The organism is Streptomyces scabiei 87.22, from assembly GCF_000091305.1.
Taxonomy (GTDB): Bacteria; Actinomycetota; Actinomycetes; order Streptomycetales; family Streptomycetaceae; genus Streptomyces; species Streptomyces scabiei.
This window is the reverse complement of record NC_013929.1, coordinates 1,924,760-1,947,178: the sequence shown is the minus strand read 5'-3', so window position 1 is coordinate 1,947,178 and position 22,419 is coordinate 1,924,760. Positions and strand designations below refer to the sequence as shown.

The window sequence follows — 22,419 nt, the reverse complement described above, 5'->3', positions numbered from 1 at the left end:
CCCCGCGCCCCTGAAGGGCCGGGTCCGCCCCCTCGGGGCGACCCGGCCCTTCCCCGCTGTCGTCAGCAGTGGGTCGGCGGGCGGTCCCAGTGGCGGTGGGCCGCTATCGCCGCCACGAACTCCCTGGTGAAGTCCTCGCCGGCGGTGCCCTGGGCCGTGTCCGTCACCACGCCCCGGTCCGCCACCACATGGTGGAACTCGGACGAGAGCCGGACACCCTCCGGACGGAGGGCGGCGACGACCCCGACGCCGGACCCCAGGGCGCCGATCGGCTTGCCGTGCCGGTAGGCGTCGCGGACGAAGCGCATGGCGTCGGGGTCGGCGGCCCGGGACGGGGTGCCGACCGGGCCGCCGGGCAGGAACACCGCGTCGTACAGGACGGACGCCACCGTCGGCAGGGCCCGGTCCACGGTGTACTCCGCGCCGTCCGCGCCCCGTACGGTGCCGTCCCGGGCCGCGAGGGCCTCCACGATCGCGCCCTCGGCCGCCAGCGCCTCCCGCACACCAGTCACCTGCTGGGCGTCCACCCCGTCGGAGACCAGGACCGCGATCTGCCGGGTGCGGATGGAACCGGGGCCGCGCTGCGCCTCCAGGCTGAGCGCGGGGGAGGCGAGTTTGTACGGGGTCGGCCCTGCGTCCGCCGGGACGGGGACGCCGATGCCCTTCGCCACCTCGGCCGCCAGCTCCTGGTCCACCTTGGTCAGTTGTTCCACCGTGCGGGCCCGGACGGCCAGGGCGCCCACCTTGCCGAGTTCGAAGCGGAAGGCGGCGACGATGTGCTCCCGCTCCCAGGGGGCCATGCTGTTCCAGAACAGGGCGGCCTGGCTGTGGTGGTCCTTGAAACTCTCGCTGCGGCGGCGGATCGTGGCGCCGTCGACCCGCTCGGCGTAGTGGCGGTAGGCGTGCGGGTCGCCGCCCGCGTGGGCCGGACAGCCGCCGCCGAGCGAGTTCGGGAAGTAGTTGGTGCCGCCGTGCACCGCCGACTGGTGGTAGCCGTCGCGGTGGTTGGTGCGCACCGGCGCCACCGGGCGGTTCACCGGCAGCTGGGAGAAGTTGGGGCCGCCGAGGCGGATCAACTGGGTGTCCAGGTAGGAGAAGTTGCGGGCCTGGAGGAGCGGGTCGTTGGTGAAGTCGATGCCCGGGACGACGTTGGCGGTGTGGAAGGCCACCTGCTCGGTCTCGGCGAAGAAGTTCTCGGGGTTGCGGTCCAGGACCATGCGGCCGATCGGCCGCACCGGCACCTGCTCCTCGGGGATGAGCTTCGTGGCGTCGAGCAGGTCGAAGTCGAAGGCGAACTCGTCCTCCTCCGGCACGAGTTGCACCCCCAGCTCCCACTCCGGGTACTCACCGGCCTCGATCGCGTCCCACAGGTCCCGGCGGTTGAAGTCCGGGTCCCGGCCCTGGCACTCCTGCGCCTCGTCCCACACCAGCGCGTGCGTGCCCAGCTTCGGCTTCCAGTGGAACTTCACGAACGTGCCCCGCCCGTCGGCGGTCACGAAACGGAAGGTGTGCACGCCGAAGCCCTGCATCATGCGGTAGCTGCGCGGGATCGCCCGGTCGGACATCAGCCACATGATCGCGTGCAGGGTCTCCGGCTGGAGGGACACGAAGTCCCAGAGCGTGTCGTGGGCCGAGGCACCCGTCGGGATGTCGTTGTGCGGCTCCGGCTTCACCGCGTGCACGAAGTCGGGGAACTTGATGCCGTCCTGGATGAAGAAGACCGGGAAGTTGTTCCCGACCAGGTCGTAATTGCCCTCCGACGTATAGAACTTGGTCGCGAAACCGCGTACGTCCCGTACGGTGTCCGCCGAGCCGCGCGGCCCCTGAACGGTCGAGAACCGTACGAAGACCGGGGTGCGGACCGAGGGGTCCTGGAGGAACGCGGCACGGGTGAACTCCGCACAGGACGCGTACGGTTCGAAGTAGCCGTAGGCGCCCGCCCCGCGGGCGTGGACCACCCGCTCCGGGATCCGCTCGTGGTCGAAGTGGGTGAGCTTCTCCCGGAAGTGGAAGTCCTCCATCAGGGTCGGCCCGCGCTCGCCGACGGTCAGGGAGTCGTCGGTGTGGTCGACCGCCACGCCCTGGTCGGTGGTGAGGGGACCCGAGGCCGGGTCGTCCGGGTGGGCGGCCTCGCGCTGGTCCCGCTTGCGGTCCATGGGGGAGGTCATCGGGCCTCCTGGGCGAACACGTCGAGGAACGCCGCGCAGAACGCCTTGAGGTCGTCCGGCCTGCGGCTGGTGACGAGCTTGGCCGGGCCGTGGTCGCAGACGCGCACCTGCTCGTCGACCCAGGTGCCGCCCGCGTTGCGGATGTCCGTCCGCAGGCTCGGCCACGAGGTCAGGACCCGGCCACGGACCACGTCCGCCTCGACCAGCGTCCACGGCGCGTGACAGATCGCCGCGACCGGACGGCCCCGTTCGAAGAACTCCCGCACGAAGGAGACGGCCCCCTCGTCCATGCGCAGGGCGTCCGGATTGGCCACTCCGCCGGGCAGGACCAGCGCGTCGAACGACTCGGCCGCGACCTCGCCCACCACGGCGTCCACCGGGAACGTGTCCGCCTTGTCGAGGTGGTCGAAGCCCTGCACCTCCCCGGCCTCGGTCGACACCAGGACGGGTTCGTGCCCGGCGTCCTTCGCCGCCTGCCAGGGTTCGGTGAGTTCGATCTGCTCGACACCCTCGGGTGCGGTCAGGAATGCGATACGCATGACTCCTCCTCGGTCCTCTCGTCGTGTGGTGTCGTGCCGCTCGGCGGGACCGCCGCGACCCCCGCCGCGCCTGCGGGGACACGTCCGCGTCGGCGTGGCCCTGCCCGCGGTACCCGCGAGCAGGGGGCCTATGTGTCCTGCCCGGGCGCTGATTCCGTGCCGTCCTGCGCCGCGTCCGTGGTGTCGGCGACCGCCTGCGCGAGTGCGTGCGCCGAGTCGTAGCGCGCGGTCCGCGGCAGCCGCTCCAGCGGCTCCACCAGCGCGTCCGGGGCGTGCCGCTCGCGCAGGGTCCCGATCAGCTCCCGCGGACCCGCGGGAAAGGACGTACGGCCCAGGACCCGGGCCAGCTCCAGCTGGAGCGCGGCCACCCGGGAGGGGGCGCGGCCGGGTGTCACCGGCCCGTACGCGACCTCCGGGTCGTCCTCGGCGTACGGCTCGGGGTCGTGCCACTCCTCCGTGCGGGTGGGATGCCCGGAACGGAGCAGTCCCTGGAGTTCCTGCTTCATCTCGTCGTCGCGGTGGGCGCTCAGCCGGTTGCTGCCTCGCTGCATGACTCCCCTTGGATCGTCGGTGGCCCCCGCGTACCCGAACGCCGCACGGCGACACGGACGCACCGCGTCCGGTTCCTCGCGCCGCCCGGGTTTGTCGCGCCGCGCGGCGGAGACCCGGCGAGACGCCCCCCATCGCGCGTTTCCCGGGGAAGGACCGGACCCATGGCGGCTGTCGTCGTGCTCATTCCGCTGCTCATGCTCGGCGTCGTACTGGCGCTGGGCCGCTACGAGGAGATGCTGCTGCCATCCGCCGAGCCGGCCGACCGGCCGGAACCGGCCGTGCCGGTCCGCTGAACGGCGACGGCCACCTCCCGGTCACGCCTCCTTGCCGCCCCGGTCCTTGGCCCGGCTGCCGGGCAGGAACTCCTGCATCTTGGCCTTGAAGCCCTGCTTGACCATGGAGGCCCGGTCGGCGTCACCCTTGAGGATCGAGGCGGCCGTGGCCTCCATCTGCTCCCAGGTGGCGTGCGGCGGGATCGGCGGCACGGCCGGGTCGGTGACGAACTCCACGACCGCCGGACCGTCCGCCGCCAGGGCCGCGCGCCAGCCCTCCTCCACGTCCTGGGGCTTCTCCACCCGGATGCCGGTCAGCCCCAGCGACCGTGCGAAGGCCGCGTACTGCACGTCCGGCAGTTCCTGCGAGGGCAGGAACGACGGCTCGCCGCCCATCGCCCGCAGCTCCCACGTCACCTGGTTCAGGTCGTGGTTGTTCCAGACGCCCACCACCAGCCGCGGATCCTCCCAGCGGTCCTGGTACTTGGCCGCCGTGATCAGCTCGGCCATGCCGTTCATCTGCATCGCGCCGTCCCCGACCAGGGCGATCGCCGGCCGGTCCGGGTGCGCGAACTTCGCGCCGATCGCGTACGGCACCCCGCAGCCCATCGTCGCCAGCGTGCCCGACAGCGAACCGCGCATGCCGTCCCGCATGGTGATGTGCCGGGCGTACCAGTTCGCCGTCGAACCGGAGTCCGAGGAGATGATCGCGTCGGGCGGCAGCAGCGCGTCGAGGGTGTGCGCCACCAGCTCCGGGTTGACGGGGTCGGCCGACAGCTCCGCCCGGCGCGCCGTCACCTCGCGCCAGCGGGCCACTCCCGCGCACACCTCGTCGAACCACTCCCGGCCGCGCTCCGGATCGATCAGCGGGATCAGCCGCTCCAGCGTCGCCTTCGCGTCCCCGACCAGGTTCACCTCGTACGGATAGCGCATCCCCACCATGTGCGGGTCGATGTCGATCTGTACGGCCCGCGCCTTGCCGAAGTCCGGCAGGAACTGCGAGTAGGGGAACGACGAGCCGATGGTCAGCAGCGTGTCGCAGTCACGCATCAGCTCGTACGAGGGGCGGGTGCCCAGCAGGCCGATCGAGCCGGTGACGTACGGCAGTTCGTCGCTCAGCGCGTCCTTGCCGAGGAGGGCCTTGGCGACGCCCGCGCCGAGCAGTTCGGCGATCCGCGCGACCTCGGCGCGGGCCCCGGCGGCGCCCTGCCCGATGAGGATCGCGACCTTGTCCCCGGCGTTCAGGATCTCGGCGGCCCGCTCGACCGACTCCCGGGAGGGCACCGCCGTCCACGAGCCGCGGTCCAGGCTGGAGGGGACCATCTTGAACTCGTGGGTCGGCGGTGTGTACTCCAGCTCCTGCACGTCCCCGGGGATGATGACGGCCGTCGGCGCGCGACGGGCGTACGCCGTGCGGATCGCCCGGTCGAGGACGTTCGGCAGCTGCTCGGGCACGGTCACCGTCTCGACGAAGTCCGAGGCCACGTCCTTGAACAGGGTGTGCAGGTCCACCTCCTGCTGGTACGAGCCGCCCATCGCGCTGCGGTGCGTCTGGCCGACGATGGCGACCACGGGCACATGGTCCAGCTTGGCGTCGTACAGGCCGTTGAGCAGGTGGATCGCGCCGGGGCCCGAGGTCGCCGCGCACACCCCGAGGCGGCCGGAGAACTTCGCGTAGCCGACGGCCTGGAACGCGGACATCTCCTCGTGCCGCGACTGGATGAAGCGGGGTTCGTCCTCGGCCCGCCCCCAGGCCGCGAGCAGCCCGTTGATGCCGTCCCCCGGGTAGCCGAATACCTGTTCGACTCCCCATGCGCGCAGCCTCTGCAAGATGTGATCGGCGACCGTGGTGCTCATACTGGAACCTCCAGGGGTGTGATCTCCCGGGCGAGTGACCCCCCGGTGGAATGAAAAACCCCGTATGTGTTTGGCCCGCATGATCCGGGGGAGGCGCATAACTAGTGCTTCGGACAGGAGGCACGTCCGTGGAAGAGGCGATTCCCCTCACGGGTGTGTCATTCCTGTCACGTCCGCGCCCCCCACGGTGACCGTCCATCCCAGAAGCACCACCCAGGGAGTTGCGACGCACCATGCGTACCCAGGCGAAGCACCACCCCCACGACGACGCCCCCGACACGGCCGAGGACTTCCGCACACTGGCCGCTCTGCCGCCCGGTCAGCAGCGTGACACGCTGCGTGACCGGATCATCGAGGCGTGGCTCCCCATGGCCGAACGGCTCGCGGGCCGGTTCCGCAGCCGCGGCGAGAGCTACGAGGACCTCCGGCAGGTCGCGTCGCTCGGCCTGGTCAAGGCCGTCGACCGCTACGACCCCGAACTCGGCAACGCCTTCGAGAGCTATGCGGTGCCCACCATCACCGGTGAGATCAAGCGGCACTTCCGGGACCACATGTGGACCCTGCACGTGCCGCGCCGGGTCCAGGACCTGCGCAACCGCGTGCGGTTCGCCACCCAGGACCTGTCCCAGACCATCTCCGGGCGCCGGCCCACCGTGGCGGAGATCGCCGAGCACGCGAACATGAGCGAGGAGGACGTCCGGGTCGGGCTCGAAGCGCTGGAGAGCTTCACGGCGCTCTCGCTGGACGCGGAGCTGCCGGGGAGCGAGGACGGCTACTCGCTCAGCGACGCGCTGGGGTCCGCCGACCCCGCGCTGGACACGGTGGTGGACCGGGAGGCCGTCAAGCCGCGGCTGGCGGCGCTGCCGGAGCGGGAGCGGGCCATCCTGTACATGCGGTTCTTCGGCGACATGACCCAGAGCAGGATCGCCGATGAGCTGGGTATCTCGCAGATGCATGTGTCGCGGCTGATCAGCCGGTGCTGCGACCGGCTCCGCGACCAGGTGATGCGGGACGCCTCCTAGCGGCTCGGGGTGCTGCTGGCGCACCCTCCTGACTCGGGCTCCCCTGTGGGCGGCCGACCGATTCGCGGTCGGCCGCCCACGTCGCGGTGCGAGGGCCGGAGAGTGAGCCGGAAGGGGGGCGCGCCATTCGGCTGAGGCGGGCGGGGGCCGCGGCGGCCGGGGGGCCGGCCTTGTGCCGGGGTCCGTCGTTCGTGTGCCGGGGAGCCCTGGCCCGGGGCGACCGTCCTGTCTCCCGGGCGGGTGGCCGGGGCGTCCGGCCTGTCCCCGGGCCCGCGGCCGGGACTCCTGCCCCTCTTGGGGCCGGCGGCCGGGGCGTCTCCTCGTCCCGCGGGCTGTGGCCGGGGCTCCTGCTCGTCCCGGGGCTGCGCCGCCCGGGGAGCCCGGCCTGTCTCCAGTCCCGTGGCCCGGGCGTCTGTTCGTCCCAGGGGCTGTGACGGGGGCGTGTTCCCTTTCCCCGGTGCCGGCGGCCGGGCGTCTGCTCGCCCCGGGAGCTGCGGCCGACGTGCCTGCCTCTGACCCCGGCCGCGGCCCCCGGGTCGGCGTGCCTTCCTTCCGGTCCGGTGCGGAGCGCGCCGTCACCCACTCGGCGGCGCGTGTCCCGCGAATGGTGCCCGGCCGCGCGCGCACCGCCGGGCGCGGCGCTCTGATGGACGCGAGGCACGGCGGTCGTGCCCTGCCCGCCGGAGTCGGCCGAAGGAGCCCCACCCATGCGCCGCAGAGCCCGTGTCCTGTCCGCCACCGCCCTGATCGGTGCCGTCCTGGGCGCCGCCGCCCCGCCCTGCTTCGCCGATCCCGCGGCCGAGGTGAACCCGCACTCCGTGGCACCGGGCGACACGCTCACGTTCTCCGTCTCCTGCGACCCGACCGGCGGCCCCGCCCCCGAGACCATCGACGCCAGCTCCCAGGCCTTCGAACAGGGCACCGTCACGCTGCAGCGCCTCCCCGGCAACGACGACTCGGCGGGCGGCCCCTCCTACCAGGGCACCGCCAAGATCGCGCCGGCCGCCGACTTCGAGACCGGTACCGACGCGGCGAACTCCGCCACCGAGTGGGGTGTCGACGGCATCTGCCCGGCGGCCCCGGGCGGTGAGGGCAGGCAGTGGAGCGCCACCTTCGACGTCACACTGGCCGGCGACGCCCCGCTCCACGACCTGGGCTACCCCAGCCACCCGCCGACGCACCAGCCGACGAAGGACCCGACGCATCAGCCGTCCCACCGGCCCGACCACCCCACCGCTCCCGTCCAGCGGGGCGTCCACGCGGGCGGCGGCGGTGCCTTCACCGACTCCGTTCCGGCCCTGGCGGCGGGCGGCCTGCTCGTCGTGGGGGCGCTGGGCGCGGCCGTCCACCGGCTGCGCCGCCGCGACCGGGGGACGCCGCCCGTGTGACCGGCGCGACGCGTACGGGCGCCCATGGGGCGCGTGAGCCTGGGTACTGACCAGCCGAGGGCGCGTACGGCGCCGTTCCCGGCACGACGGCGACGCGTGCGGCACGACGCACCACGACTGCGCGGAGGCATCCATGCGGGGCACGGATCCGGAAGGGCACGGCCCGGTCCGCTACGGCCCGCCCCTTCCCGCCCAGGGCCTGCCCGTACTCCCCGAACTGGCCACCGTGCTCTCCGCCGCGGCGAGCGATCCCCGGGCCGTGCCGCCCGGTGGCGACGCCGCCCTCCTGGACGCCGCCTGCGGCTACTGGGACCGCCGGGGACTGCCCACCACCCCGGACAGGACCGCCGCCGCCCCCGGCGCACCCGCCCTGCTCCTCGCACTGACCGCCGCGATCGGCGGCGACGTCCTGCTTCCCCGACCCTGCGCCGCCTGGTGGGAGCCGCAGGCACGGGCGCTCGGCCGGTCCGTGTTCCCGGTGGCCACCCCCGCCGAATGCGGAGGTGTGCCGGACCCGTACGCGCTGCTGGAGACCGTGCGCAGGATCCGGGCCGAGGGCGGTGACCCACGGCTGCTCGTGCTGTGCGTCGCCGACGACCCGACCGCCACCGTCGCTCCGCCCGAACTGGTGCACGAGGCCATGGAGGCGGCGGTGGGGGAGGGGCTGCACCTGGTCAGCGACGAGACCTGGCGCGACACCGTGCACGATCCGCACGACACCGTGCTCCTCAGCCCCGCCGAGATGCTGACCGACCGGGTCACCGTCGTCACCGACCTCGCCGGACCGTTCCTCCCGCCGGGCTGGCCCGCCGCGGTCGCCCGGTTCCCCGCGAACGGGGAGGGGGCGGGGCTGCGCGACCGTGTCCTCGACGTGCTCACCGCGCTGGGCGCCCGGGTCGCCACCCCGGTCGCCGCGGCCGCCGCGTACGCCCTCGCCGAGCCCGCCCCCGTCACCGAGCGGCTCACCGCCGCGGTACGTCTGCACGCGCGCCTCGCCGACGCCGCGCACCGGGCCGTCGTGGCCGCCGGGGCGCTCGCCCTGCCGCCGCGCGCCGGACGGCATCTGTACGCCGACCTCGCCCCCCTGCGGTCCTCGCTCGCCGCGCACGGCGTCGGTGACGCCCAGGAGGCGGAGGACTTCCTCGGTGCCCGGCTCGGGATGCCCGCGCCCGGCGGCCACCGGTTCGGGGACGATCTCGGGGCGCTGCGCGTCCGGCTGTCCACCGCTGCGTTCCTCGGCGGCACCGACGCGGAGCGCGCCGGGGCCCTCGCTGCTTCCGACCCCCTGGAACTCCCGCATGTGGAACGTGCGTTGACAGTCTTCGGGGCGGCTCTGGAGAGCCTTCGATGACGTCCCCGGCGACCAGCGCCCCCAGCCCCTCCTCAGCGACCCGCCCTCTTCAGCGACCCGCAGCACTCATCAGCGACCCTCAGCGACGTTCAGATCCCCAGTGACGACGATTCTTCGTGACGACGCTCGGCGACGGGAGCCTCCTCGATGACGCAGCAGTCCGAGTCGACCACCTCTTCCACCCTCTCCTCCCTGTCCGGGGCGCGGAGCGAGCCGTCCTTCGCCCGCCCCGTCGCGCCCCCGCCGCTCGCCGAGCCCCGCCCGCTCGGTGAGCGGCGCCGCTGGCCCCGTTCCTTCGCCGACCGGCTGACCACACCCCTGCCCGGCCTGAGGGCCCTCGCCCGGTTCGCCCGCGAGGGCTCGGTCCGGCCCCGCCCCGAGGGCCTCGTCGGCATCCCGCGACTGCCGTACGAGCCCGGCCCGCTGCCCCGGGTGGACGCGCGTACCATCGCCGTCTCCTGGGCCGGGCACGCGAGTTGGGTGGTGCGGATCGGCGGGCTCACCGTCCTCACCGACCCCGTCTGGTCGCGCCGGATCCTCGGCACCCCGGCCCGGATCACCCCCGTCGGCCTCGACTGGGACGCACTGCCCCGGGTGGACGCCGTCGTCATCAGCCACAACCACTACGACCACCTCGACGCCCCCACCCTGGCCCGGCTCCCGCGCGACACACCGGTCTTCGTGCCCGCCGGGCTCGGCCGCTGGTTCCGGCGGCGCGGGTTCGGCCGGGTCACCGAGCTGGACTGGTGGGAGGCGGCCGAACTGCACGGCGTCCGCCTCGACTTCGTACCGGCGCACCACTGGTCCAAGCGCACCCTCACCGACACCTGCCGCTCGCTGTGGGGCGGCTGGGTCCTCACGGCCCCGGACGGCAAGCGCGTCTACTTCGCCGGCGACACCGGCTACGGCCACTGGTTCTCCCTCATCGGACGCCGCTGTCCGGGTATCGACCTCGCCCTGCTGCCGATCGGCGCCTACGACCCCCGCTGGTGGCTCAGCGACGTCCACTGCGACCCGGAGGAGGCCGTCCGCGCCTTCCAGGACCTGGGCGCCCGGCGCATGGCCCCCATGCACTGGGCCACGTTCGTCCTGTCCGCGGAACCGGTCCTGGAACCCCTGACGCGGGTGCGAGCGGCGTGGCGGGCCGCGGGCCTGCCCCGGGAGGACCTCTGGGACCTGCCGATCGGCGCCTCCCGGGTCCTCGACTGACCCTACGGACCGGTCAGCGGACCAGCCGCCGCCACACCCCCGGTGCCAAGCTGAGCAGCAACGTCAGCGCCACCGCCGCCAGCACGCCCTCCCAGGGCTCGTCGAACAGCGACCCTCCCAGGATGCCGATCAGCTGGTACGTCACGGCCCACGCCAGGCAGGCCGGCAGGTTCCCCCGCGCGAACCGCCGCAGCGGCATCTTCGCCAGCAGACAGGCCAGCATCACCGGGATACGGCCCGCCGGCATCAGCCGGGACAGCACCAGCACGGCCACCCCGTGGTCGTCCAGCTTCGCCTGCGCCTGCGCGAGGCGGTCCTCGGGCGCCCGCCGGCGGATCGCCTCCAGCCAGCGCGAGCCGTTCTTCGAGCCCATGCCGCGCCGCCCCAGCCAGTACAGCGCGATGTCGCCGAGGAACGCGGCGACCGACGCCACCACGAACACCAGCAGCAGCGAGAACGGCGCCTCCTGATGGAACGCCACCACCGCCGCCGAACTGACCAGCGCCCCGGTCGGCACCACCGGCACCAGCGCTCCGACCAGCACCAGCAGGAACAGCGTCGGATAGCCGATCGCCTGCTGGGTGGACGCGTACGACCCGGGCGTGCTCACGGCGGCCAGCAGTATCACCGGGCCTCCTCCACGAGCCGTGCGGCCCCCGTCGGCCGGTGTCTCATCGCGCCACCCCCGGACGAACGCTCTCCCCGTGCTCCAGCCGGTGCACCGCCACACCGGGAGCGTGTGCGGCGGCGAGCCGGACGAACTCCTCACCGGGGGCATGGAATTCATGGGGGCGCACGGCGTCCATCCCGATCGGCCAGTACGTGCCGTAGTGCACGGGAACCGCGCTCCGGGGCGCGAGCAGCGCAAGCGCCTGGGCCGCGCGCCCCGCGTCCAGATGGCCCTCGCCGAGATACGGCCCCCAGCCGCCGACCGGCAACAGGGCCACGTCGACGGGCCCGACCTCCTCGGCCATCTCCCGGAACAGCCCGGTGTCCCCGGCGAAGTACGTCCGCGCGTCGCCCTCGACGACGAAGCCGAGCGCCGGCGAACGGTGCGGCCCGACCGGCAGCCGCCGTCCGTCGTGCCGGGCGGGCACGGCACGGACGACCAGGTCACCGACGGTCAGCTCGTCCCCGGCCGCCACCTCGCACAGGCGCAGATGCGCCAGCCTGCGCAGCCCCGGCACCTGGCGCGACGCGCCCTCGGGCAGCACCACCTTGGTGCCCGGGGCGAGTCGGGACAGCGAGGGGACGTGCAGATGGTCGGCGTGCAGATGCGACACCAGCGCGACGTCCGCGACCGCGGCGGCCGCCGGGGGAGGCGCACCCCGGCGCCTGCGCAGATGCGCGAGCCGGCGCGCGAACAGGGGGTCGGTGAGCACTCTCGTGCCCGAATCCTCCACGGTGCAGGTCGCATGGCCCCACCAGGTGATCTCCACCGGCACTCCGTTCGCCTCCTTCGCGCTACTCCCCCGAGCCTACGGGCTGGAGTAGGGTCTGCGGCCTGGGCCTGTCCGGCGGATCATGCCGTGGACGGGCGTGCCGGACCCCGCGTCCGCGGCTCGTTCCGCCGGAGGGGCTCCGGGACCCGGAGGGTGAGGGGGACACCATGGGAGACGAGGCGGACGTCGGCGGCGCCCCCGGCGTGGCCTGCCAGGAGGCGGTGCGCGGGCGGGGCGGGGCGGTGGGACGTCCGGTGGTGGTGCGCGTCGCGGCCATAGCGAGCCTGACCCCGCTGGAGGAGCTGGAGGCGGACCCCTTCCTGGTCGACTCCCGCAGCCAGCACGCCATGTGCGCCCGCTGGGCCGCCGAGCGCGGGTACGTGGTGACGCGCGAACTGCTCGTCCGCGCGCTGCGCCCCGACCACTGCGCCCTGTGGGCCGACGTCGACGCCGGCCTCGTCGACCTCTTCGTCGCCCCCAGCCGCCGCGTCCTCGAACGCGCCCTCGCCTCCGTCGAGGACTTCACCGCCGAGTGCGCCCGGCGCGGCATCCGCGTCGAGACCGTGGGGCGCGCCGAACCCGCCTACGACGCCCAGATGAAGGCCCGCGTCCACCGCCGTCTGTCCATGCCGACGGCGGGCTACGACGGCCGCTGAGCGGCGGCCCGTCCCTGCGCCCGTGCCACCCCTGAACGCCACCCCGGCGCCCCCACCCGGTATGACAGTCTGGGCCCACGGACAGGACGTGAGGTGACCGGACCGTGGGCGGTGGACGTTGGCGGAGAGTACTGAGCGGTGTCGGGCGCATGCTCGCCGTATGGGCGGTGTCCACCCTGACCATGCTCGTGCTCGCGGGCGCGCTCCCCGACTTCCGGCTCCAGTCCGAGTCCGGTGAGAGCGCCACCCAGATCGCCGTCACCGCGGCCCTCGGCGCCGGCGCGTTCGGTCTGCTCTCCGCCCTCGTGTGGCCGCTGCTGGTGCGGGCGCTGCTGCTGGTGCCGGCGCTCGTCCTCGGCCTGCTCGTCTTCTTCCTCAACGGTTCGCTGCTGCTGCTCGCCCTGCGGATCAGCCCCTCGGGCCAGGGGGAGGCCGCCCCGGAGACCGCGGTGGTGGTCGCCGCGGTGATGTCCGCCGTCGCCTCGGCCACCGGCGGCGCCCTCGCCGTGCGGGACGACGACGCCTACCGGCGCCGCCTGTACCGGCTGGCCGACCGCCGCCGCCGGACCGCCGACGGCGGCCCCGGCCCGGCCGGACCCGGCACCGTCTTCCTCCAGTTCGACGGGGTCGGCCACGACGTGCTGGAGGCGGCCGTGGAGAAGGGCCTGATGCCGACCGTCGCCGCCTGGCTCGGCCACCCGGCCGACGGCGCGGCCCGCCCCCGCCCCACCCACCGCCTCACCCCCTGGCGCACGGACTGGTCCAGCCAGACCGGCGCCAGCCAGCTCGGCATCCTGCACGGCTCCAACCACGACGTGCCGGCCTTCCGCTGGTACGAGAAGGACACCCGGGAGGTGATGGTCTGCAACCGGCCCTCGGGCGCCGCCGAACTCCAGCGCCGGGCCGTCGACCGCACCGGCGACGGCGGCCTGCTCACCGTCGACGGCGCCAGCCGGGGCAACCTCTTCAGCGGTGGCGCGGAGCAGCTCGCGCTGGTCCTGTCGATCGCCGCCCGCCGGGGCCGGCGCACCCGTTCCCGGGCCGGGTACTTCGCCTACTTCTCCGACCCGGCCAACGCGGTCCGCACCGCCATGTCCTTCGTCGCCGACGTCCTGCGGGAGACCGGCCAGTCCACCCGCGCCCGCTTCGCGCGGCAGCGGCCCCGCGTCAAGCGCGGCGGCCTCTACCCGTTCATCCGCGCCTTCGCCACCGTCGTCGAGCGCGATGTCGTCGTCGCCGCGGTGATCGGGGACATGTTCGCGGGCCGCGCGGCGATCTACGCGGACCTGGTGGCCTACGACGAGGTCGCCCACCACTCCGGCCCGCACAGCCGCGACGCCGCCCAGGTCCTCGAACGCCTCGACCGTTCCCTCGCGCTGATCGCCCAGGTCGCCGGGCACGCCCCGCGCGCCTACCGGATCGTCCTCCTCTCCGACCACGGCCAGAGTCCCGGCGAGACCTTCCTCGGCCGCTACGGCCTCACCCTCGGCAATCTGGTCCGCGCCGGCTGCGGCCTGCCCGTGCCGCGCCGGGCCCGGCGCACCCACAGCGGCGCCGAGGCCCGCACGGCCGTCCGGGCCGCGCTGCGCATCCCCGGCGAGGAGCGCGTGGAGGAGCACCGGGCCACACGCCGCTCGGAGCCGGTCGTCCTCGCCTCCGGCAACCTCGGCCTCGTCTCCTTCCCGGACGTCCCGCACCGGATGAGCCGCGAGGAGATCGACGCCCGCCACCCCGCCCTGCTCTCCACCCTCGCCAACCATCCGGGCATCGGCTTCGTCCTCGTCCGCAGCGAGGAGCACGGCGGTGTCGTGCTCGGCGCCCACGGCGCGGAGGTCCCGGTCGGCGAGCTGAGCGACGAACACCCCGGCCCGCTCGCGGACTTCGGTCCCGGCGCCGCCGCCGCCGTCCGCCGCACCCACGGCTTCCCGCACACCGCCGACATCATGGTCAACTCCTGGTACGACCCCGCCGAGGGCGAAGTCCACGCCTTCGAGGAACAGATCGGCTCCCACGGCGGCCTCGGCGGCTGCCAGTCGCGCCCCTTCCTGATGTCCCCCCTCGCCCTCTCCGAGCCGACGGGGGACGGCGAGGACGTGGTCGGCGCCGAACACGTCCACCGCGTGCTCAGACGGTGGCTGCGGGAGGCGGACGGCCCCCAGGTCCCGCTGGCGGAGCCCGGGGCGCCCGTCCGGGGCGCGGGCGGGCGCGTGACGAGCCACGAGGATCCCGCACCCGTCAGGGAACAGAACCCGGCGGACGCGTAGGGCCTGTCGTCCGGACCGGCCATGGGCTGCGGTGCCCCGGCCGCCGTTCACCGCACGGGGGGCCGGTGTTCAGGGTGAGATGAGGCCCGGACGGCCCCGAGTGTGATCGGATGGGGGCACGGAACCCGGCAACGGGACCTCATCGAAAGGACTCATCGTGGCAACCACGCGCACCGCACACACGGTCTGGGAAGGCGAGCTCCTCAAGGGCACCGGCACCGTCACCTTCGACTCCTCCGGCATCGGTTCGCAGCCGGTGTCGTGGCCGTCGCGCGCGGAGCAGGCGAACGGCAAGACCAGCCCCGAGGAACTCATCGCGGCGGCCCACTCCAGCTGCTTCTCCATGGCTCTCTCGCACGGCCTCACCGGCGCGGGCACCCCGCCCACCCGCCTGGAGACGAAGGCCGACGTGACCTTCCAGCCCGGTGAGGGCATCACCGGCATCCACCTCACCGTCCGCGGCGAGGTCCCCGGCCTGGACGCGGCCGGCTTCCAGGAGGCGGCCGAGGGCGCAAAGAAGAACTGCCCGGTCAGCCAGGCCCTCACCGGCACGACGATCACGCTGACGGCCGAACTGGCCTGACGGCCTGCTTCGCGCGCCCCGTCGACGCCCCGTTGACAAGAACCCGCTCAAGTTTTGTGCTGGTGCCGAGAACACCGGGCGGAACCTTGCGGGAAGGGGACGGCGATGGGGCGTGCGGTCGGGGTCGATCTCGGGACCACGAACTCGGTGGTGGCCGTGCTGGAGGGCGGCGAGGCGACGGTCGTCGCCAACGCGGAGGGGCAGCGGACCACACCCTCGGTGGTGGCCTTCGCCAAGAACGGCGAGGTCCTGGTCGGCGAGGTCGCCAAACGGCAGGCCGTGACGAACGTGGAGCGCACCGCACGCTCCGTCAAGCGGCACATGGGCGACGGGAGTTGGCGCTTTCCCGGCCAGGGTTCTGTGGACGGCACCCGCTACCGGGCCCAGGAGCTGTCCGCGCGCGTCCTGCAGAAGCTGAAGCGGGACGCGGAGTCGTACCTCGGGGAGGACGTCACCGACGCCGTCATCACCGTGCCCGCGTACTTCGACGACGCCCAGCGGCAGGCGACCAAGGAGGCGGGCGAGATCGCGGGCCTGAAGGTCCTGCGGATCATCAACGAGCCCACGTCCGCGGCCCTCGCGTACGGCCTGGACCGGGGCGAGGAGCAGACCGTCCTCGTCTTCGACCTCGGCGGCGGCACCTTCGACGTCTCCCTCCTGGAGATCGGCGACGGGGTCATCGAGGTGAAGGCCACCAACGGCGACACCCGCCTCGGGGGCGACGACTGGGACCAGCGGGTCGTCGAGTACCTCGTCAAGCGGTTCCAGGGGCAGTACGGCGTCGACCTCGGCAGGGACAAGATGGCCCTCCAACGGCTGCGCGAGGGTGCCGAGAAGGCCAAGATCGAGCTGTCCAGCTCCTCCGAGACGTCCGTCAACCTGCCGTACATCACCGCGTCCGCCGAGGGGCCCCTCCATCTGGAGGAGAAGCTGACCCGCGCCCAGTTCCAGGAGCTGACGGCGGATCTGCTCGACCGCTGCCGCACCCCCTTCCACCAGGCCGTCAAGGACGCGGGCGTGAAGGTCGCCGCGATCGACCGGGTCGTCCTCGTCGGCGGCTCGACCCGGATGCCCGCGGTCAGCGACCTGGTGCGCGAACTCACCGGCAAGGACCCGCACAAGGGCGTCAACCCCGACGAGGTGGTGGCCGCGGGCGCCGCGCTCCAGGCGGGTGTCATCAGGGGCGACGTGAAGGACGTGCTGCTGCTCGACGTCACCCCGCTGTCCCTGGGCATCGAGACCAAGGGCGGCATCATGACCAAGCTCATCGAGCGCAACACGACGATCCCGACGCGCCGTTCGGAGATCTTCACGACGGCCGCCGACAACCAGCCCTCGGTCGGCATCCAGGTCTACCAGGGCGAGCGGGAGATCGCCGCGTACAACAAGAAGCTGGGCGTCTTCGACCTCACCGGTCTGCCGCCCGCGCCCCGGGGCGTCCCCCAGATCGAGGTGGCCTTCGACATCGACGCGAACGGCATCATGCACGTGTCGGCGAAGGACCTGGCGACCGGCCGGGAACAGAAGATGACGGTGACGGGCGGCTCGGCCCTGCCCAAGGACGACATCGACCGCATGATGCGGGAGGCCGAACAGTACGCCGACGACGACCGCCGGCGCCGCGAGGCCGCCGAGACCCGCAACCACGCCGAGCAACTCGTGTACCAGACGGAGAAGTTCCTCCGGGAGAACACCGAACGCGTCCCCGCCGACAGCCGCGCCGAGGTCGAGTCCGCCGTCGCCGGCCTGAAGCGCCTTCTGGAGACCCCCGAGGACACCGCGGCCCTGCGCGCCGCCACCGAGCACCTGGCGACCGTCAGCCAGCGCATGGGCCAGGCGATGTACACGGCGGCCGCGGCGGCCTGGGCCTCAGCCGCCCCGGCCTCCGACGGACCGCCGCCCGGCCCCGCCGAGGAGGACGGTGTCGTCGACGCGGAGATCGTGGACGACGAGAAGGGACCGAAGGGGGGAGCGGCGTAGGGGGAGCCGCGTGAGCCGGCGGCCGGCCGGCGCTCAGTACCGGTCGCGGTAGTGCCTCAGCAGGGTCCTCGTCCGCTCTGCGGACGCCGCGTGGGCGGCCATGTGGTCGAGGACCTCCAGGTGGAGCGCGACCTCGGTGCGGGAGTCGAGGTAGAGGGCGCCGGTGAGGTACTCGGTGTAGACCATGTCGGGGAGTTCGGGTTCGGCGAAACGGAAGAGCGAGAAGGGTGCGTAGGTGCCGGGGTGGGGTCCGTCGGCGAACTCGCAGACCTGAAGGATGACGTGATCCTTCTCGGTGATCTCCAGCAACTGGTCGATCTGGTCGCGCATCACCTGGGAGCGGTTGCTCACCGGACGCATCAGGGCCGTCTCGTCCATGATCACCCACAGGTGCGGCGGCGTCTCCTGGATGAGGAGCTTCTGTCGCGCCATCCGCAGCGACACATGGCGTTCGATGGTCTCGGGACCGGTCCGGCCGACGGTCCCGGCCTCCATCACGGCGCGCGCGTACTCCTCGGTCTGCAGCATGCCCGGCACGAAATGCGGCTCGTACTGCCGGATCAGATGCGCCGCGCCCTCCAGGCTGACGTACACACTGAACCAGTCGGGCAGCACGTCGTGGAACCGCTGCCACCACCCCGGTCTGTTCGCCTCCTCGGCCAGCGCCACGAACGCTGCGGCGTCCTCCTCGCCGACGCCGTACGTCGACAGCAGGACCTGGACGTACGGGATCTTGAGGGCGACGTCGGCCGTCTCCATGCGCCGTACCGTCGCCGGGGCGACATGGAGGACCCGCGCGGCCTCTTCGCGTCTGAGCCCGGCCGTCTCCCGCAGCTCCTGCAGACGTCTGCCGAGCACCACCTGGCCCACGGTCGGGGCGGGCCGCCGCTCACTCACGCCACGCCTCCCCACGGGCCGAGGTACCCGGCCAGTCTGTCATGTTCCGGTGGGCATCTCACATCAACGAGTGGAGGTACCTCACCGTCGCAGGGTCGGCCGGGAGGAAGGTCTCGATGGCCAGCTCCGCCACGGTCACGTCCATGGGGGTGTTGAACGTGGACACCGCGGAGACGAAGGACAGCACCCGGCCCTCGTGCTCGATCCGCATCGGCAGCGCGAAGCGGGCGGCGGCCCCCGTCCCCGGCTCCTCGGCGGGTTCGTCGTCGGGCGTGTCCGGCGGCAGCGGATACGCCGACACCTCCTCGTACAGCGCGCGCAGCGGCTCCGAGCGGTGCAGGGCGAGCTGGCGGCTCATCTGCTCCAGCAGATGCCCGCGCCAGGCGCGCAGGTTGCGGATGCGGGGCGCCATGCCCTGCGGGTGCAGGGTCAGCCGCATCGCGTTGAGCGGCGGTGCGAGCAGCGGCGCGGGGACGCCGTCGAGCAGCATCAGGACGCCCCGGTTGGCGGCCAGCACCTCGTACGTCGCGTTCATCACCAGCGCCGGATACGGCTCGTAGCCCTGGATCAGCCGTTCCACGCCCTCGCGCAGGGCGGCCATCGACGGATCGTCCAGCGGGGTCTGCGGATAGTGCGGGGCGTAACCGGCCGCGAGGAGCAGGGCGTTGCGCTCGCGGACGGGCACGTCCAGGTGCTCGGCCAGCCGCAGCACCATCTCCTCGCTCGGCCGGGACCGGCCCGTCTCGACGAAGCTGACGTGCCGCGCCGAGGACCCGGCCCGCAGCGCCAACTCCAGCTGACTGAGCCGCCGTTGCTCCCGCCAGGCCCGCAGCAGCGGGCCCACGCCCGGAGCGGGGAGGGCGGGCGACCGGCCCGGGGCGCCGGCCGGGGCAGTGGTCGGGACAGTGGTCATGCGGAGAAGGTAGCCGAGGCGGTCCCGCTGAGGCCCGTGTTCCTCCGCCGGACCGGGGCCCGGACGGCCCCGGACGCCGTCCGCACGGCCGGACAGGTGTGCCTCCGGCCGGGCGAACACCCGCTTGACCTGGGTCATGGCCGCGTTGCTGTGGCACGCTGAAAGGGACCGCGCATCACGGAGGGGCGTCGGGGAAGGAGTGGGTCATGTCTGTCGCACCCCTGTCGCGGGAGGAGATCGAGCACCGGCTGGCGGAGCTGCCCGGCTGGTCGCTGTCCGGGGACCGGCTCGCGCGCTCCTACCGCCTCGGCTCGCACTTCGCGGCGACCGCGCTGGTCGTCCACATCGCCCAGACGCAGGAGGAGCTGAACCATCACTCCGACCTCACCCTCGGCTACGACACCGTCTCGCTGACCATCAGCACGCACAGCGCGGGCGGCGCCGTCACCGAGAAGGACTTCGAGCTGGCCCGCAGGGTGGAGGCGCTCGCGCCCGGCCACGGGGCGGGCTGAGGCGGGTGCTGGACTACGGCAAGGAGGCCGGCGACTACGACGCCCTGCGCGGCGGCGAGCCCCGTGCCGAGGCCGCCGCCCGCGCCGTCCTGGACCTCGTCCCCGAGGGCGCCCGCCGGCTGCTCGACATCGCCTGCGGCACCGGGATCGTGACCCGGCGGTTCGCGGCCGCGCGGGACGGCATGCGGGTCACCGGCCTCGACCTCACCCACGCCATGGCGAGCCGGGCCGCCGTCCGGCTGCCCGGCTCCGTCGTGATCGGCGACGGGCGCCGGCTGCCCTTTCGTGACGGGGAGTTCGACGCCGTGACCAGCGTGTGGCTGCTGCATCTGCTGGGCGGCCCCGAGGACGTACGGGCCGTGGTCGGCGAGTGCGCCCGGGTGCTGCGCCCCGGCGGTGTCTACGTCACCACCGTCGACAAGGCCGCCTCCCACAACGTGGGCAGCGACATCGACGCCGTGCTCGCCCTGCGCCCGCGGGCTCCGGCCATGGATCCCGCGGTGGCCGTCGAGCAGTACGCCGCCGCACACGGTCTGGACGTCGCCGGGCACGCCCGTTTCCCGGGCCGGGGGCAGGGCCGCAGCCCCCGCCGTACCGTCGCCGACCTGCGCCGCGGCTGGTTCGTGACCCTCCCGCCCGGCGATCCCCTCGCCGACGACTACGCGGTACGGCTGGCGTCCCTCCCCGACCAGGACCGCCCGCGCCCGGACCCGGAGTTCAGTCTGCGGGCCTTCCGCAAGTCCGCCTGAGCCGCCGGGGCCATGACCGGACGGGCGGCACCGGCCGCACCGGGGGCACCGGCCGAAGTGGCCGAAAGAGACGAGGACACGGCCGAAACGTGCGGCAACGCGGTCGGGAAGCGTGGCGACTGAGCTGCGGAACCCGTCCGTCCTCTCTGGAGGTTCGTCACGTGCAGCACCCGCACAGGCACCACAGACGCCGAGCCCTGCGCTCGCTGGTGACCGTGGCCCTCGTCGCCGCCGGACTCACCACGCTCACCGGCCCGCCCGCCGAGGCCGCCACCGCCCGCCAGGTCGAGAACCTCGACCGGGGCCTGGTCAGCGTCCACGTCGACAGCGGCAACCTGGTCGGCTGGCGCTGGCTGGGCACCGACCCGGACAACGTGTCGTTCAACGTCTACCGGGCCGGTACGAAGGTCAACTCCAGCCCGGTCACCGGCTCGACGAACTACTTCCACTCCGGCGCCCCGGCCCAGGCCGACTACACGGTCCGCGCGATCGTGAACGGCGTGGAGCAGGGCGACTCGCCGCACGCGGTCCAACTCCGCACCGGCTACACGGACGTGCCGATCAGCCCGCCCGCCGGCGGGACCACCCCCGACGGCGTCGCCTACACCTACGAGGCCAACGACGCCTCCGTGGGCGACCTCGACGGCGACGGCACCCTGGAGTTCGTCCTGAAGTGGCAGCCGACGAACGCCAAGGACAACTCCCAGTCCGGCTACACCGGCAACACCATCGCCGACGGGATCAAGCTCGACGGCACCCGGCTGTGGCGGATCGACCTGGGCCGCAACATCCGTTCGGGCGCGCACTACACGCAGTTCCAGGTGTACGACTACGACGGCGACGGCCGGGCCGAGATCGCGATGAAGACCGCCGACGGCACCCGGGACGGCACCGGCGCGGTCATCGGGAGCTCCGCCGCCGACCACCGCAACTCCGGCGGCTACGTCCTGTCCGGTCCCGAGTACCTGACCATGTTCGACGGCCGGACCGGCCGGGCGATGCAGTCCGTCGACTACGTCCCGGCGCGCGGCACGGTCGCGTCGTGGGGCGACTCCTACGGCAACCGCGTGGACCGCTTCCTCGCAGGCACGGCCTACCTGGACGGCGCCCGCCCCTCCCTGATCATGGCCCGCGGCTACTACACCCGTACGGTCATCGCGGCCTGGGACTGGAGGGGCGGCGCCTTCACCCGCCGCTGGACCTTCGACACCAACTCCTCCACCAACTCCGGCAAGGGGTACGACGGTCAGGGCTCGCACAGCCTCTCCGTCGGGGACGTCGACAACGACGGCAGGGACGAGATCGTCTACGGCGCGATGGCCGTGGACGACAACGGGGCCGGCCTGTGGACCACGAGGACCGGCCACGGCGACGCCCAGCACCTGGGCGACCTCGACGCCTCCACCCCGGGCCTGGAGTACTTCAAGGTCTCCGAGTCCGCCTCGCAGCCCTCCGAGCTGTACATCGACCCCGCGAACGGCAGGGTCCGCTGGCAGCTCGCCGCCTGCTGCGACAACGGCCGGGGTGTGGCCGGTGACATCCACGCGGGCAGCGCCGGGCCCGAGATGTGGTCGGCCTCCGACTCCTCGGTCCGGGACCGGGCCGGGGCCGCGAAGGGCCGCGAGCCCTCCTCCGTCAACTTCCTGTCCTGGTGGGACGGGGACCCGGTCCGCGAACTCCTCGACGGCACCCGCATCGACAAGTACGGCACCTCCGGCGAGACCCGTCTGCTGACCGGCTCCGGGGTCTCCTCCAACAACGGCACCAAGGCCACGCCCGCGCTCTCCGGCGACATCCTCGGCGACTGGCGCGAGGAGGTCGTCTGGCGCACGGGCGACAACACCGCCCTGCGGATCTACTCGACACCCGTCGAGACGAGCAGGAGGATCACGACCCTGCTGCACGACCCGATGTACCGAACCGGGCTGGCCTGGCAGAACACGGCCTACAACCAGCCCCCGCACACCAGCTTCTTCATCGGTGACGGCATGCCGACGCCGCCCCGGCCGACGGTCTACGCCCCGTAGCCGACCCGTCCGGGGGCCGACCCGCCCCCGGACCCCGG

Annotated in this window: 20 protein-coding genes; 12 read left to right on the top strand and 8 right to left on the bottom strand. The window is 73.4% G+C overall.

Features of this window, described 5'->3' with window-relative positions; genetic code table 11:
- Positions 1-62 precede the first annotated feature (62 nt).
- The 3 genes from SCAB_RS08135 to SCAB_RS08125 all read right to left on the bottom strand — a co-directional run bounded on the left by SCAB_RS08135 (position 63) and on the right by SCAB_RS08125 (position 3,258).
- Complete coding sequence (locus SCAB_RS08135) at positions 63-2,168, bottom strand: catalase (protein WP_041668962.1); 2,106 nt, start codon at positions 2,166-2,168, stop codon at positions 63-65.
- A complete protein-coding gene (locus SCAB_RS08130) occupies positions 2,165-2,707 on the bottom strand; it encodes a type 1 glutamine amidotransferase domain-containing protein (protein ID WP_012999578.1) in 543 nt (180 codons plus the stop codon). The genes SCAB_RS08135 and SCAB_RS08130 overlap by 4 nt, the downstream gene beginning before the upstream one ends.
- Positions 2,708-2,835: 128 nt before the next feature.
- Entirely contained in the window at positions 2,836-3,258 is a 423-nt protein-coding gene (locus SCAB_RS08125; RefSeq protein WP_037729756.1) for a DUF2795 domain-containing protein, read from the bottom strand.
- Positions 3,259-3,420: 162 nt separating this feature from the next.
- Here SCAB_RS08125 and SCAB_RS48990 point away from each other — a divergent pair, with 162 nt between their 5' ends.
- On the top strand, positions 3,421-3,552 hold the full coding sequence (locus tag SCAB_RS48990; protein WP_267886436.1) for a hypothetical protein: 132 nt from the start codon (positions 3,421-3,423) through the stop codon (positions 3,550-3,552).
- A 21-nt stretch (positions 3,553-3,573) separates the two neighbouring features.
- On the opposite strand, the gene SCAB_RS08120 is transcribed toward SCAB_RS48990, so the two are convergent.
- A complete protein-coding gene (locus SCAB_RS08120; protein WP_012999576.1) occupies positions 3,574-5,388 on the bottom strand; it encodes a thiamine pyrophosphate-requiring protein in 1,815 nt (604 codons plus the stop codon).
- A gap of 233 nt (positions 5,389-5,621) precedes the next feature.
- On the opposite strand from SCAB_RS08120, the gene SCAB_RS08115 reads away from it, so the two are divergent.
- The 4 genes from SCAB_RS08115 to SCAB_RS08100 all read left to right on the top strand — a co-directional run bounded on the left by SCAB_RS08115 (position 5,622) and on the right by SCAB_RS08100 (position 10,358).
- On the top strand, positions 5,622-6,410 hold the full coding sequence (locus tag SCAB_RS08115; RefSeq protein ID WP_012999575.1) for an RNA polymerase sigma factor SigF: 789 nt from the start codon (positions 5,622-5,624) through the stop codon (positions 6,408-6,410).
- A 707-nt stretch (positions 6,411-7,117) separates the two neighbouring features.
- Entirely contained in the window at positions 7,118-7,798 is a 681-nt protein-coding gene (locus SCAB_RS08110; protein ID WP_012999574.1) for a hypothetical protein, read from the top strand.
- A gap of 133 nt (positions 7,799-7,931) precedes the next feature.
- Positions 7,932-9,149 (top strand): aminotransferase class I/II-fold pyridoxal phosphate-dependent enzyme, encoded by a 1,218-nt coding sequence (locus SCAB_RS08105; protein ID WP_012999573.1) that lies wholly within the window; start codon positions 7,932-7,934, stop codon positions 9,147-9,149.
- A gap of 147 nt (positions 9,150-9,296) precedes the next feature.
- Entirely contained in the window at positions 9,297-10,358 is a 1,062-nt protein-coding gene (locus SCAB_RS08100; RefSeq protein WP_012999572.1) for an MBL fold metallo-hydrolase, read from the top strand.
- Positions 10,359-10,371: 13 nt separating this feature from the next.
- Here the strand turns inward: SCAB_RS08100 and SCAB_RS08095 are convergent, their stop codons facing one another.
- Positions 10,372-10,986, bottom strand: a complete 615-nt coding sequence (locus tag SCAB_RS08095; RefSeq protein ID WP_012999571.1) for a DedA family protein — start codon at positions 10,984-10,986, stop codon at positions 10,372-10,374.
- A 43-nt stretch (positions 10,987-11,029) separates the two neighbouring features.
- Entirely contained in the window at positions 11,030-11,803 is a 774-nt protein-coding gene (locus SCAB_RS08090; RefSeq protein WP_037729752.1) for an MBL fold metallo-hydrolase, read from the bottom strand.
- 164 nt (positions 11,804-11,967) lie between these two features.
- Here SCAB_RS08090 and SCAB_RS08085 point away from each other — a divergent pair, with 164 nt between their 5' ends.
- The 4 genes from SCAB_RS08085 (at position 11,968) to dnaK (ending at position 17,283) form a co-directional block, all read left to right on the top strand.
- Positions 11,968-12,456 (top strand): hypothetical protein, encoded by a 489-nt coding sequence (locus SCAB_RS08085; protein WP_012999569.1) that lies wholly within the window; start codon positions 11,968-11,970, stop codon positions 12,454-12,456.
- Positions 12,457-12,605: 149 nt separating this feature from the next.
- Positions 12,606-14,720, top strand: a complete 2,115-nt coding sequence (locus tag SCAB_RS08080; RefSeq protein ID WP_012999568.1) for a phage holin family protein — start codon at positions 12,606-12,608, stop codon at positions 14,718-14,720.
- A 157-nt stretch (positions 14,721-14,877) separates the two neighbouring features.
- Positions 14,878-15,303 (top strand): OsmC family protein, encoded by a 426-nt coding sequence (locus SCAB_RS08075; protein ID WP_012999567.1) that lies wholly within the window; start codon positions 14,878-14,880, stop codon positions 15,301-15,303.
- 105 nt (positions 15,304-15,408) lie between these two features.
- Positions 15,409-17,283 carry a molecular chaperone DnaK gene (gene dnaK / locus SCAB_RS08070; protein WP_041668960.1) on the top strand — a complete coding sequence of 625 codons (1,875 nt, stop codon included), beginning with the start codon at positions 15,409-15,411 and terminating at the stop codon, positions 17,281-17,283.
- 33 nt (positions 17,284-17,316) lie between these two features.
- On the opposite strand, the gene SCAB_RS08065 is transcribed toward dnaK, so the two are convergent.
- Positions 17,317-18,180, bottom strand: coding sequence for a helix-turn-helix domain-containing protein (locus tag SCAB_RS08065; protein ID WP_037729748.1), 864 nt, complete (start codon positions 18,178-18,180; stop codon positions 17,317-17,319).
- 58 nt (positions 18,181-18,238) lie between these two features.
- Positions 18,239-19,093, bottom strand: a complete 855-nt coding sequence (locus SCAB_RS08060; protein ID WP_037729769.1) for a helix-turn-helix domain-containing protein — start codon at positions 19,091-19,093, stop codon at positions 18,239-18,241.
- A gap of 206 nt (positions 19,094-19,299) precedes the next feature.
- Between SCAB_RS08060 and SCAB_RS08055 the strand changes: the two genes are divergently transcribed.
- The 3 genes from SCAB_RS08055 to SCAB_RS08045 all read left to right on the top strand — a co-directional run bounded on the left by SCAB_RS08055 (position 19,300) and on the right by SCAB_RS08045 (position 22,381).
- Entirely contained in the window at positions 19,300-19,605 is a 306-nt protein-coding gene (locus tag SCAB_RS08055) for a 4a-hydroxytetrahydrobiopterin dehydratase (protein WP_012999563.1), read from the top strand.
- A 5-nt stretch (positions 19,606-19,610) separates the two neighbouring features.
- Positions 19,611-20,354: a class I SAM-dependent methyltransferase gene (locus tag SCAB_RS08050; RefSeq protein ID WP_012999562.1), complete on the top strand. Its 744-nt coding sequence runs from the start codon at positions 19,611-19,613 to the stop codon at positions 20,352-20,354.
- Positions 20,355-20,515: 161 nt separating this feature from the next.
- Entirely contained in the window at positions 20,516-22,381 is a 1,866-nt protein-coding gene (locus SCAB_RS08045; RefSeq protein ID WP_012999561.1) for a rhamnogalacturonan lyase, read from the top strand.
- Positions 22,382-22,419 lie beyond the last annotated feature (38 nt).

Coding starts and splice junctions, on each gene's coding strand:
- SCAB_RS08135 (WP_041668962.1), bottom strand. CDS start 2,168: ATGACCTCCCCCATGGACCGCAAGCGGGACCAGCGCGAGGCCGCCCAC.
- SCAB_RS08130 (WP_012999578.1), bottom strand. CDS start 2,707: ATGCGTATCGCATTCCTGACCGCACCCGAGGGTGTCGAGCAGATCGAA.
- SCAB_RS08125 (WP_037729756.1), bottom strand. CDS start 3,258: ATGCAGCGAGGCAGCAACCGGCTGAGCGCCCACCGCGACGACGAGATG.
- SCAB_RS48990 (WP_267886436.1), top strand. CDS start 3,421: ATGGCGGCTGTCGTCGTGCTCATTCCGCTGCTCATGCTCGGCGTCGTA.
- SCAB_RS08120 (WP_012999576.1), bottom strand. CDS start 5,388: ATGAGCACCACGGTCGCCGATCACATCTTGCAGAGGCTGCGCGCATGG.
- SCAB_RS08115 (WP_012999575.1), top strand. CDS start 5,622: ATGCGTACCCAGGCGAAGCACCACCCCCACGACGACGCCCCCGACACG.
- SCAB_RS08110 (WP_012999574.1), top strand. CDS start 7,118: ATGCGCCGCAGAGCCCGTGTCCTGTCCGCCACCGCCCTGATCGGTGCC.
- SCAB_RS08105 (WP_012999573.1), top strand. CDS start 7,932: ATGCGGGGCACGGATCCGGAAGGGCACGGCCCGGTCCGCTACGGCCCG.
- SCAB_RS08100 (WP_012999572.1), top strand. CDS start 9,297: ATGACGCAGCAGTCCGAGTCGACCACCTCTTCCACCCTCTCCTCCCTG.
- SCAB_RS08085 (WP_012999569.1), top strand. CDS start 11,968: ATGGGAGACGAGGCGGACGTCGGCGGCGCCCCCGGCGTGGCCTGCCAG.
- SCAB_RS08080 (WP_012999568.1), top strand. CDS start 12,606: ATGCTCGCCGTATGGGCGGTGTCCACCCTGACCATGCTCGTGCTCGCG.
- dnaK (WP_041668960.1), top strand. CDS start 15,409: ATGGGGCGTGCGGTCGGGGTCGATCTCGGGACCACGAACTCGGTGGTG.
- SCAB_RS08060 (WP_037729769.1), bottom strand. CDS start 19,093: ATGACCACTGTCCCGACCACTGCCCCGGCCGGCGCCCCGGGCCGGTCG.
- SCAB_RS08055 (WP_012999563.1), top strand. CDS start 19,300: ATGTCTGTCGCACCCCTGTCGCGGGAGGAGATCGAGCACCGGCTGGCG.